Origin of the sequence: uncultured Campylobacter sp. (assembly GCF_963517995.1) — a bacterium.
GTDB lineage: Bacteria > Campylobacterota > Campylobacteria > Campylobacterales > Campylobacteraceae > Campylobacter_A.
The window spans coordinates 1-10560 of record NZ_CAUQHQ010000077.1; the positions used below are offsets into that span (position 1 = coordinate 1).

Genomic DNA, 10560 nt, shown 5'->3' on the forward strand with positions numbered 1-10560 from the left:
CCTCGCTCGTATCGACGAGATGAAAAAAACCGAGCTAGAGGGCGCGAAATTTGACGAGTTTAAGATAGTCGCCTCAAAATCAGCCAAAAAACACGCGCCTATCTTGCCCGATTTTGCCCTCTGCCAAGACTGCGAGCGCGAGTTTTACGACCCCGCAGACCCGAGGTATCATTATCCTTTTATCAACTGTACCAACTGCGGCCCGAGGTTTTCGATTATCGAGTCTCTGCCTTACGACCGCGCAAACACGACGATGAACGCGTTTAAGATGTGCGAATTTTGCGGCGGCGAATACAAAAATCCGCTAAATCGCCGCTATCACGCTCAGCCCGTCTCCTGCCCAAACTGCGGGCCTAGGCTTGCTCTAAAAGATAAATTCGGGCGGGTTTTGGCGCGGGATAACGATAGCGCAAAGCAGACCGCGCAGCTCATAAACGAGGGTAAAATTTTAGCCGTAAAGGGGCTTGGCGGATTTCATTTGATGTGCCGTTTAAAGGATGATACGGTAGAGCTTTTAAGAGAGCGAAAAAAGCGCCCTAAAAAGCCCTTTGCCGTGATGTGCAAGGACGTTTCGCGCGCTAAAAAATACGCACGAATTTCGCCCGAAGAAGAGCGGCTTTTAAGCTCGAATTTAAAACCCATCGTTGTTTTGCAAAGCTTACCGGGCGCGCCGGTTCCCTCAAATTTGGCGCCTGGACTCAATAAAATCGGCATATTTTTGCCATACACGGGCGTTCATCTCTTGCTTTTTGAGTACCTAGAGGGCGACGTCATCGCTACCTCGGCCAACGTCCCCGGCGAGCCCATCATCTACGACGAAAAAGAGCTGCGAGAAAAGCTTGGCGGCGTGATAGATTTTTACCTAGATAACGACCGCGATATCCACTCGCCAAGCGACGATAGTATCGCATTCGTAGCGGGCGGCGAGCCTATATTTATCCGCACTAGCCGCGGCGTGCATCCTAAGTTTATCCGCACGAAATTTAAGAGCGAAAAGACCGTTTTAGCAGTCGGAGCGGAGCTAAAAAATCAGTTTGCGATCTTTAAAGACGGCGAGCTGATGATAAGCCCATATATCGGCGATCTAAAAAACGTCGCGACCTATGAGCGTTTTTGCGCGCTAATCAATCTTTTTAGCGAGATTTACGAGCTAAAATTTGACGAGATCGTAGCCGATTTGCACCCGCATTTTTTAAACCTAAAATGGGCGCGCGAATACGCCGCGAATTTCGGCTCAAATATCACGCAAATCCAGCACCATCACGCGCATTTGCTATCGGTGATTTTAGAAAACGATCTGGACGCAAAGCGCGAGTATCTGGGCTTTTGCTTTGACGGTACGGGATACGGCGCGGACGGGAGCGTCTGGGGCGGAGAGATACTAAAAGTGCGCGGCAAAGAGTACGAGCGAGTTTGCAAATTTGACGAAATTTTGCTGATCGGCGGCGAAGCTAGCGTGAAAAATATCCGGCAGATCGCTTATGCCGCGATATTAAAATATGATCTAGAGCGCGAGGCGGAGGCGTTTTTGGCAAAATTTGAGCCCGCTAAGCTAAAAAATCTAAAAATCCTGCACGAAAAGCAAATAAACTGCGTCAAAACCAGCTCGCTTGGGCGTATATTCGATGCGTTTGCGGCGGTGATCCTCGGGCTTGATAGCATCAGCTACGAGGGCGAGGCGGGGATGAGCCTGGAGGCGCTTTTTGACGCAAATTTGGACGTCTGCTACGAGTTCGAAATCATGAACGACAAAATCTGTTTTAAAGAAGCTTTTAAAAGAGCTTTAAAAGACGATGCTAAAACGGCTGCGACGGGCTTTATAAAAGGGCTTGCAAAGCTCGTAGCAGACGCAGCTTGCGCACAGCCTAACGACGTCTTGCTTGCAGGCGGAGTTTTTCAAAATAAAGCCCTGCTTGAAAATGTAATTTTAATTCTTAAGCAAAAAGGTAAGAAATATTACATAAATAAAAATTTTACTGCCAATGATTCAAGTATAGCTATCGGTCAAATCGCATTTACATTAATATAAATTAAAGTTTCCTGATGTATAATATGTAATATTTTCTTTAAGGAGGCGATAGTGGAAAACATCATCAGGTTTAGCGTATCGTTGCCAAAACAACTCCTAGATGAGCTAGATAGCAAGATAGGCGCTCAGGGCTATGCTTCAAGAAGCGAATTTACTCGCGATTTGATTAGAGAAAAGATAGTAAACGACAGCTGGAAAAATGCCGACGAGGATCTAATCGGCGTTTTGACGCTCATTTACTTGCACCACCAAAGCGATTTAGTCGCTAAGATGATGGACTTGGAACATAAATCAAATCTAAACATCACTTGTACTACGCATATTCATATGGATCACGACAACTGCCTTGAAACATTGATATTACGCGGTAAAGCGGGATTGATAGAGAAATTTTCCGAGAAGATAGGCGGACTAAAAGGCGTGAAATTTTCAAAACTCACTAGAGCTGCCGTTCCTCACTCGTAGGCTAGCGGATTTCATCCGTTTGGCTTGGTTGAGCTGGGCGGATGAATTTTATATTTATTTATTTTATATTTTCTAGCGTAAATTTTATTTATAATTTACGCAGGATTTTTATATTTATCTGTTTAATACCCTTTTTGCGTTAAAACTAGATATTAATTTTAATCCGTTTAAATCGATGTTTTTATTTTTTAAAATTTACTCTTTTAAATTTGCCGTTATTTGATGTTAAATTTTTGCATATTTTTAAAAACAAAGCTTAAAATTTATCTCTTTAAGCTTCTAAAAAGCGCGATAATTTCCGGCGCTTACCGCTTTTTGGCGCAAAGAAAGTAAAAAGCGGTAGATTTAAGCTTACGCATAGGCGTGATTTTGCGCCGCAAAAGGGCGATATTTGCGCGCTTATAATTAAAATAAAAGCGCTCGTAAGCGCGATTTAAGAACCTGCTGATTAAATTTTGCGGTTTATGACCGTTTGAGCCGCTAAAGTCTGCCGCGTTTAAACGGCAAACCGAAAACGCTGCCAAAACCGCGGTATTTTCGCTATTTCTTTACATTTTGATTTTGTTTTTGCTAAAATCGCGCGATTAATTTATCTAGGATTTAATGCAAAATTTTTTAAAATTTCATTCAAAACGAGGAAAGCTCGGGTATCTTGTCCATACTTGCTGCGATTTTTGCAAAAGCACCGCAAAAACGGATTTTTAGCAGATTTTACGACTATTTTTACGCATAGATACGGGCGCGGTTTTTGGCAAATTTAGCTTGCTAAAGCGTTTGTTTTATGAGTAATGGGCGGCGTTTTTTAGGACTTTAGTAAAGCGCGAGATAGTTGGGGCAGGCTATGCGTGCTCTACCGGGCGGAGCGACACAGGAAGATAAAATAAATGGAGTAGAAAAATGATGATATTTCATAAAAATTTTCTCGCAGACGAGCTTGCGAAGTGGCGAGAAGAAGGGCTGGTAAGCGACGAGGCGGCGCGCAAGATAGCGGCTAGATACGATATAGATTTATCGGGTGCAAACGAGCGGCGAAGCTTTATATTAAAACTCGTCGCGTATCTATTTTTGGCGCTTTCGCTATTTACTCTAGTGGGCGCAAACTGGGAGGAGCTGCCGCGCGCCGTGAGGCTAATCATAGTGCTTGGCATACTCGCGGCGGTAAATTTTAGCGGAGTTTGGGCGCAAAAAAACGGCAAAGAGACGCAGGCTACGACGCTGTTTTTCCTAGGTAACTTTTGCTACGGCGCGGCGATCGTTTTAGTCGCGCAAATTTACCATCTAGGCGAGCATATGCCTAACGGCGTGCTGCTGTGGGCGATCGGAGCTTTGGCGCTCGGGCTTGCTACGCGCAAGTCCATCATCACGCTTCAGGCTCTTATTTTGGGGCTTGTTTGGTTTTTGATGGAGTTTGAGTTTAGCGGCGTTTCGCACGGATTTTTGCTATTTATCGTAGCTTCGGCTGCGGTGCTTTGGCGCGACGATTCGCGGCTGCTTACGGGCGCACTTTTTGTGAGCGTGTTTGCTTATATCGTCTCTTTCGTGCTTTACGAGCGATATTTTATGACGGATTTGCGTGTGGACGACGCGTTTTACGGCGTTCATTTTTTTGCGCTTAGCTACTGCTTGCTCGCCGTTTGCACCTCGTTTTTGCTTGAGAGGGCGGGTAAATTTGAACTCGCGTTTTACCTTAAAAACATCGGCATCGTCTGCGGCGCGGGCATCTTGTGCTTTGATATGTCGCTTTACGAGGATTTGCACTTTTCGCGTCCGTGGTCTTACGGCGCCCAGAACTACGAAAATGTTTTAAACGGTGTTATATTTTTTAAAAGCGTGTTTGGAGCGCTATTTGCCGCATTTTGCGCGGCATCTTTGGGGCTTGCGTTTTACTTTAAAAAGTACGCCGCCGCTACCGTCGCAGCGCTTTTAGTCGCGCTGCCTTTTATATTAGACGCGTTTGCGGGCTACGAGGAGGGCGTGTTTTCGCTCATCGGCGTTTGCGTCGCGGTCGCTCTTATCAAGCAAAATAACATGAAATTCGGCGTCGCGCTCATCTTTTGGGTGGCGTTCGTGCGCTACGTCGATCTAGTCGGCGATTACGTCAGCGCCAGCGCGCTATTTTTGGTATTTGCGCTCGTGGTGCTCGGGGTCTCTAGGATATCTAAAAAAAGGAGCGCGAAATGAAACTAAAGCTGATTTTTGCCGCCGCGGTATTTCAAATTTTAGCCGTGATCGCGATGCTTGCGTATGCGTACGCGCCGATATATTTTGGCAAAGAGATCTTGATACGAACTACGGTTTACGATCCGCGCGATATGTTTCGCGGCGACTACGTGCACCTTAGTTACGGCTTTGCGGGCGTTTACGAGCTGGACAAAAGAGACTCGAATTTAAGCAAAAGGCAGCAGCTACACGGCACAAAAATTTACGCCGTTTTAAAGCAGGACGAAGACGGCAGGTATAAATTTGACAAATATAGCTTTGAGCGGCCTAACGGCGGGACGTTTTTAGCGGGCAGGGTTGATTATAATACCGCAAAATTCGGCATAGAAGCCTTTTTTATGCCGCCCAAAAGTGCGAAGCAGATGGAGCGAGATATGATGGAATTTAACGCCACGGCCGTCATCGGCGTGATGGATAACGGCAAAGCTCGCATCAAGGATATCGTAATAGAAAAACCAAACGCGGCAGAATCTAGCAAGCGTTAAATTTACGGGCGGCTAGAGGGCTAAATTTGACTAGACTTACCAGAACTCAAATTTAGCCCGAGTCTTCAAATTTGACGCGGCTCAAATTTGAGTCAAATTTAACCCCTCGCCGCTATCATAAAAATCTCAAAATATAAATAAAACGTGACGAAATAATATCCGCAAGTATGAAACTAAAGCAATTTTTTAACATCTAAGAGTATAATAACCCCAAAAATCGCTAAGGAGAAGCAAGATGTGTAAAGATTGCGGATGCTCGCTGGGCGGGCACGATCACGCCCATACTCATGCAGACGGTACGACTCACTCGCATGCTCACGATCACGGCGCCGAGCACGGACACGGCGCGGCTCACGAGCATAGTCACGGCCACGCGCACCCGGCGCTAAACGACAGCAAAACGGTCGAAGTGATAACGAAAATTTTATCCCAAAACGACGAAGAGGCCGCGCACAACCGCGCTCACTTGGACGAGCACGGAATTTTATGCGTAAATCTCATGAGTAGCCCCGGCAGCGGCAAGACAACGCTACTAGAAGCTACGATAAAAAGCGGTAAATTTAAAATCGGCGTCGTCGAGGGCGATCTAGAAACCAACCAAGATGCCGACCGCATAATAAAAGCAGGCGGCAAAGCCCACCAAATCACGACCGGACAGGCATGTCACCTGGATGCGTTTATGGTGCACGAGGGGCTTCATCATCTGCCGTTAGAGGGCCTTGATATAGTTTTCGTTGAAAATGTCGGCAACCTCGTTTGCCCCGCTAGCTACGACGTGGGCTCGCACTTTAACGTCATTTTGCTATCGGTGCCGGAGGGAGATGATAAGGTAGCTAAATACCCCGTGATGTTTCGCGCCGCCGATCTTATCGTGATAACCAAAACTTCGCTATTGCCGCATTTTGAATTTGATGTGAAAAAAGTCGTCAAAGAGGCTCGCAAACTAAACCCGAAAGTCGACGTCGTCGAGCTTGACGCAAAGACGGGCGAGGGCATGGAGAAGTGGCTGGATTTTTTAAAATTTAAAAAAGAGCTAAGATAATGTGCCTCTCAATCCCTTCAAAAGTGATCGCGATCGACGAAAATAACGTCGCTACCGTAGAGACGCTAGGCGTGAGTCGCCGCGTGAGCCTCGATCTCATCGCCCAGCCCGTGGCCGTAGGCGAATACGTGCTCATCCACGTCGGCTACGCGATGGAAAAAATCGATACGAAATTTGCGCTAGAAAGTATCGAAATCTACCGCCAAATCGCCAAAGATATGCAAAACGGCCAGATCGGCGCAGACGAAGGCAACGCGGGACTAAGCGCTATGCAAGAGGCGGCAAACAAACAGGACGCAAAGGAAAAAGCGTGAATCTAATCAATGATTTTCGCGATAAAGAGCTTATTTTGGCGCTTTCAAAACTTATCAAAAAAGAGAGCGTAAAACCGCTAAATATCATGGAAATTTGCGGCGGACACACGCACTCGATCATGAAATTCGGCCTGCCGCAGCTGGTTGGCGAGCATATAAATTTCATCCACGGCCCCGGCTGTCCCGTCTGCGTAATGCCAAGGAGCCGCATAGACGAGGCTATCAAGCTAGCCCAGATGCCGGGCACCATCCTGTGCACTCTAGCCGATATGATGAGAGTCCCGGGCTCAAGCACCAGCCTGCAAAAGCTGCGCGGCGAGGGTTGCGACATCAGAGCACTATATAGCCCGCTAGACTGTATCAAAATCGCGCGGGAAAATCCCGAAAAGAGCGTGATATTTTTTGCGATCGGGTTTGAGACGACGACGCCTATGAGCGCAAATTTGGTGCAAAAGACGCTAGAGCTCGGGTTAAAAAATCTATTTTTCCATATAAATCACGTTACCGTCCCCGCACCCGTGCGAGCGATCCTAAACGATAAAGACGTCAAGATCGACGCGTTTTTGGGGCCTAGCCACGTGAGCGTTATCACGGGATACGGCATCTACGAGAGTATAGCGGCCGAGTATAAAAAACCTATCGCGGTTAGCGGATTTGAGCCGCTTGATCTGATGGACGGCATCCTAAACCTCGTCCACCAGCAAAACGCGGGCACGCACGAGGTCTATAACGAATACGCCAGAGTCGTGACGCGCGAGGGCAACGTAAAAGCGCAGGAGCTTGTAGCTAAATTTTTCGAGCCGTGCGACTTCTCGTGGCGCGGTCTCGGCACGATCGCGCAAAGCGGTATGAAGCTACGCCCCGAGTACGCGAAGCTTGACGCGAGGGTAAAATTTGACTGCAGCGTGCAAAGCAAAGGCGAGAGCAAGGCCTGTATATGTCCTGAGATTTTACGCGGGCGAGCAAAGCCCTTTGATTGTAAAATTTTCGCTAAAGCCTGCACGCCAAAAACCCCCGTTGGCTCGTGCATGGTCTCTAGCGAGGGCGCATGCGCGGCATACTACAAATACGGCGACGTCAAAAGCGCGGGCTAAGAGGAGGCAAATTTGAGCAAGATAATGCTAAGCCACGGCGGCGGCGGCGAGGAGATGAACTCGCTCATAAACGAGACGATTTTTAGGATATTCGACAACGAAATTTTGCGCGAGAGCAACGATAGCGCGATACTAAATTTTAGCGACCCTTGCGCGGACGAGAGCGCGAAACGCTCTGCAAACTTGACGCCCAAATTTAACGGCAAACTAGCCTTTAGCACCGATAGTTTCGTGGTTACACCGATATTTTTTAACGGCGGCGACATCGGAAAGATCGCAGCGTGCGGTACGATAAACGACCTAGCCATGGTGGGTGCTGAGGCAAAGTACCTAAGCTGCGCGCTAATAATCGAGGAGGGGCTGGAGATAAACGAGCTAGAGCGCGTGCTGGGCTCGCTAGCCGCCGTCGCTCGCGAAAACGGCGTGCAAATCGTCTGCGGCGATACTAAGGTCGTACCGCGCGGCAAATGCGATAAAATTTTTATCAACACGAGCGGTATCGGCGAGATCGTCTGCGAGGGCGTAGAGCTAAAAAGCCTGCGCGCGGGCGCTAAGATCCTGATCTCGGGCGACGTGGGCAGGCACGGCGCCGTGGTGCTGGCTAGCCGCGAGGAGCTGGATCTGCAAAGCGAACTAAAAAGCGACTGCAAGGCGCTAGTAGGCGCAGTAAAGGCGCTGATAGAGGGCGGCGTAAAGCCTCTGTGTATGCGCGACGCGACGCGCGGCGGTCTCTCGGCGGTGCTAAACGAATGGGCGAAATTTAGCGGCCTAGACATCCTCGTACGCGAGGAGGATATCAAGATTAGCGACGAAGTGACGGGCGTTTGCGAGCTATTTGGCTTTGAGCCTTACGAGCTAGCTAACGAGGGTACGTTCGTGCTGGCCGTAGATGAAAAAGACGAGGCGCTCGCGCTTGAGATTTTACGCAAATTTGACGCTAACTCGGCCTCGATCGGCGAGATTTTAGGCACTGCAAACGGCCGCGTCATCCTGCAAAACGCATACGGCTCGAAGCGCTTTTTAGAAGTGCCAAAGGGCGAGCTTTTGCCCAGGATATGTTAGGCGCGGCGATGATGGCTATATCAAATTTGGGCGCGATAGATTTTCGGGCCTGCAGGGTACGAGAGCGAGCTCGCAAAATTTATCAAATTTACGCCCTAGGCGCGTGCGTAAAAATAAAATCCGCTCTGTCCGTAAGCGAGGCAAGCCGATGCACGAACTAAGCATAGTGCAAAGCCTAGTTGCGCTTTGCGAGAAAAACGCCGCCGCAAACGGCGCGAAAGAGGTCGTGCGCCTTGAGGTGCGTATCGGACGGCTAAGCGGCGTCGAACCTCACTACCTAGAAAGCGCGTTTGAGGTTTATAAAACGGGCACGATCTGCGAAAACGCCGAGCTTTTGATCGCCTTGCAAAACGTCTCCGTGGAGTGCAAAAGCTGCGGTTTTAGCGGCGAGCTTAGCGAAAACGACTTCACGTGTCCTGTTTGTGGCTCGCAGGAGCTTGATGTCACTGGCGGCGAGGATATGCACCTTATGCGCCTTGAGATGCGGTGATTTTGCCGCAAATTTTAGCTCAAATTCGGTACTTAAATTTGAGCGATTTTTAAAATTTACTTCTAAAAACGCGGCAAATTTGATGAAACCCTATTTGTTTGCCCCTCTAAAACGCGCCTAGATAAATTTAAAAGGAAGCTAGATGCCCAAATATTCATTTGAAACCATAGAGCAAATGCTGCTAAAATGCGTATCCAAGGGCGGCGAGCCCGAGCTTAGCTTTCGCCTGCGCGGCGAGGAATACATGATCATCGCCTATGCGGATCGCTGCTCGTTTCAAAGGTGCTCGGACGAATCCGGCGCAAACGCGAGCGGCGAGCGGTATTTCGCCACGCTGCGAGAACTCTACGCCGCGCCTCAGATAGACGGACGCTCGCTAGAGGAGCTTTGGGATGAGGCGGATGAATTTTACTGTCCTAATTTTGAGCCGTGAGACCGCGAGATTTGTGCGGACGGGCAAACGCGCGGTAAATAATATAAATGGGTTCTACTTGGGATTATAGCGCGAAAGAGCGTGGCGCGGGCGGTAAATTTAGCGCGGAATTTGAAGTTTATGAAATAGCCATGGGGGGGGGTGCGCCGAGTTTGGGCGAGCTGCGGCTTTACGCGAGCGCGGAGGTTTTGCGAGGCGCCACAAAATTGTAAAGCGGACTTAACGGCGACGCAAACGCCCAGATGCAGGGTTTAAATTTGAAGCGCAAAAAGAGCAAAAACGTAAAATTTAGCCAAAGCGGTGGTGTGATTGAACAAATTTTACTTAGCGAGCAGGCTACGGGGTGCTTTACATTTTCGGACGATTCGCGGTTTTTGGCATTTGCCAAGTAGTCTGCCGATAAAATGCAGCAAGTAAAGGTACCGTGGCTAGCGGACATGAGCGTAAAAACCGTTGGCGAGCTGCAAAGAGTCGTAGAGTTTTTATCTTTTAAGGACGATTTGCCGGGTATTTTGGACTCGCCGATTTTTATGCTCAAAAGCTTTTGGGTGGATGTTCGCGAGCTTTTTGACGATGAGATCAAAAGCTAAATTTGACGCCGTAAAACGCCCGAGTCGCTAGAGATAAAATTTAAAACACAAGCAAATTTAATAAAATCGTAGTCCTAACAAGACGGCGCCGAGTGCAAAAGCCAGCCGCAAATTTGTAGAAAATACGCAAAATCTACTTTCGGCGCACTGATTATTGGAGGCCATTTTTGCCCTGAGCGCATTTAGCGCGTCTGCGTACCGTATTTAAGCCGGGTTATCTTGCTAGCCTCGGCGTCATTTTTATCAAATTTGACGCGGATGCGATTTTGGCTTTACGGCGAGAAGTATCGCAGCGACGTTTGGCGTTTTGCTCGCGATTTTCACGGCCTATAAAGA

Annotated in this window: 13 protein-coding genes; all 13 read left to right on the top strand. The window is 48.4% G+C overall.

Annotated elements, in window-relative coordinates; genetic code table 11:
- A partial coding sequence (gene hypF / locus RYL88_RS08395; protein ID WP_314990528.1) for a carbamoyltransferase HypF occupies nucleotides 1-2029 on the top strand: 2029 nt, incomplete at its 5' end.
- A 51-nt stretch (nucleotides 2030-2080) separates the two neighbouring features.
- Nucleotides 2081-2494, top strand: a complete 414-nt coding sequence (nikR, locus tag RYL88_RS08400; protein WP_314391487.1) for a nickel-responsive transcriptional regulator NikR — start codon at nucleotides 2081-2083, stop codon at nucleotides 2492-2494.
- A gap of 897 nt (nucleotides 2495-3391) precedes the next feature.
- A complete protein-coding gene (locus tag RYL88_RS08405; RefSeq protein ID WP_314990531.1) occupies nucleotides 3392-4675 on the top strand; it encodes a DUF2157 domain-containing protein in 1284 nt (427 codons plus the stop codon).
- On the top strand, nucleotides 4672-5199 hold the full coding sequence (locus RYL88_RS08410) for a GDYXXLXY domain-containing protein (RefSeq protein ID WP_314990532.1): 528 nt from the start codon (nucleotides 4672-4674) through the stop codon (nucleotides 5197-5199). Before RYL88_RS08405 ends, RYL88_RS08410 begins: the two co-directional genes overlap by 4 nt.
- A gap of 235 nt (nucleotides 5200-5434) precedes the next feature.
- Nucleotides 5435-6241 carry a hydrogenase nickel incorporation protein HypB gene (hypB, locus tag RYL88_RS08415; RefSeq protein WP_314990535.1) on the top strand — a complete coding sequence of 269 codons (807 nt, stop codon included), beginning with the start codon at nucleotides 5435-5437 and terminating at the stop codon, nucleotides 6239-6241.
- A complete protein-coding gene (locus RYL88_RS08420) occupies nucleotides 6241-6555 on the top strand; it encodes a HypC/HybG/HupF family hydrogenase formation chaperone (RefSeq protein ID WP_314990536.1) in 315 nt (104 codons plus the stop codon). The genes hypB and RYL88_RS08420 overlap by 1 nt, the downstream gene beginning before the upstream one ends.
- Complete coding sequence (gene hypD / locus RYL88_RS08425) at nucleotides 6552-7649, top strand: hydrogenase formation protein HypD (RefSeq protein ID WP_314990538.1); 1098 nt, start codon at nucleotides 6552-6554, stop codon at nucleotides 7647-7649. Before RYL88_RS08420 ends, hypD begins: the two co-directional genes overlap by 4 nt.
- A 12-nt stretch (nucleotides 7650-7661) precedes the next feature.
- The gene (gene hypE, locus RYL88_RS08430; protein WP_314990540.1) at nucleotides 7662-8711 is read left to right on the top strand and encodes a hydrogenase expression/formation protein HypE; all 1050 of its coding nucleotides are present in this window, start codon (nucleotides 7662-7664) and stop codon (nucleotides 8709-8711) included.
- A gap of 148 nt (nucleotides 8712-8859) precedes the next feature.
- Nucleotides 8860-9201 (top strand): hydrogenase maturation nickel metallochaperone HypA, encoded by a 342-nt coding sequence (gene hypA, locus RYL88_RS08435; RefSeq protein WP_314990542.1) that lies wholly within the window; start codon nucleotides 8860-8862, stop codon nucleotides 9199-9201.
- Between the two features lie 142 nt (nucleotides 9202-9343).
- The gene (locus tag RYL88_RS08440) at nucleotides 9344-9634 is read left to right on the top strand and encodes a hypothetical protein (protein WP_314990544.1); all 291 of its coding nucleotides are present in this window, start codon (nucleotides 9344-9346) and stop codon (nucleotides 9632-9634) included.
- A 47-nt stretch (nucleotides 9635-9681) separates the two neighbouring features.
- A complete protein-coding gene (locus RYL88_RS08445) occupies nucleotides 9682-9846 on the top strand; it encodes a hypothetical protein (protein ID WP_314990545.1) in 165 nt (54 codons plus the stop codon).
- A 30-nt stretch (nucleotides 9847-9876) separates the two neighbouring features.
- On the top strand, nucleotides 9877-10026 hold the full coding sequence (locus RYL88_RS08450) for a hypothetical protein (RefSeq protein ID WP_314990546.1): 150 nt from the start codon (nucleotides 9877-9879) through the stop codon (nucleotides 10024-10026).
- 12 nt (nucleotides 10027-10038) lie between these two features.
- Nucleotides 10039-10224, top strand: coding sequence for a hypothetical protein (locus RYL88_RS08455; protein ID WP_314990547.1), 186 nt, complete (start codon nucleotides 10039-10041; stop codon nucleotides 10222-10224).
- The last annotated feature ends 336 nt before the right edge of the window (nucleotides 10225-10560 follow it).

Bases quoted from the DNA above. Each gene is read 5' to 3' on its own strand.
- RYL88_RS08440 (WP_314990544.1), top strand. From the start codon at position 9,344: ATGCCCAAATATTCATTTGAAACCATAGAGCAAATGCTGCTAAAATGC.
- RYL88_RS08420 (WP_314990536.1), top strand. From the start codon at position 6,241: ATGTGCCTCTCAATCCCTTCAAAAGTGATCGCGATCGACGAAAATAAC.
- RYL88_RS08445 (WP_314990545.1), top strand. From the start codon at position 9,682: ATGGGTTCTACTTGGGATTATAGCGCGAAAGAGCGTGGCGCGGGCGGT.
- RYL88_RS08405 (WP_314990531.1), top strand. From the start codon at position 3,392: ATGATGATATTTCATAAAAATTTTCTCGCAGACGAGCTTGCGAAGTGG.
- RYL88_RS08450 (WP_314990546.1), top strand. From the start codon at position 9,877: ATGCAGGGTTTAAATTTGAAGCGCAAAAAGAGCAAAAACGTAAAATTT.
- hypB (WP_314990535.1), top strand. From the start codon at position 5,435: ATGTGTAAAGATTGCGGATGCTCGCTGGGCGGGCACGATCACGCCCAT.
- RYL88_RS08455 (WP_314990547.1), top strand. From the start codon at position 10,039: ATGCAGCAAGTAAAGGTACCGTGGCTAGCGGACATGAGCGTAAAAACC.
- RYL88_RS08410 (WP_314990532.1), top strand. From the start codon at position 4,672: ATGAAACTAAAGCTGATTTTTGCCGCCGCGGTATTTCAAATTTTAGCC.
- hypA (WP_314990542.1), top strand. From the start codon at position 8,860: ATGCACGAACTAAGCATAGTGCAAAGCCTAGTTGCGCTTTGCGAGAAA.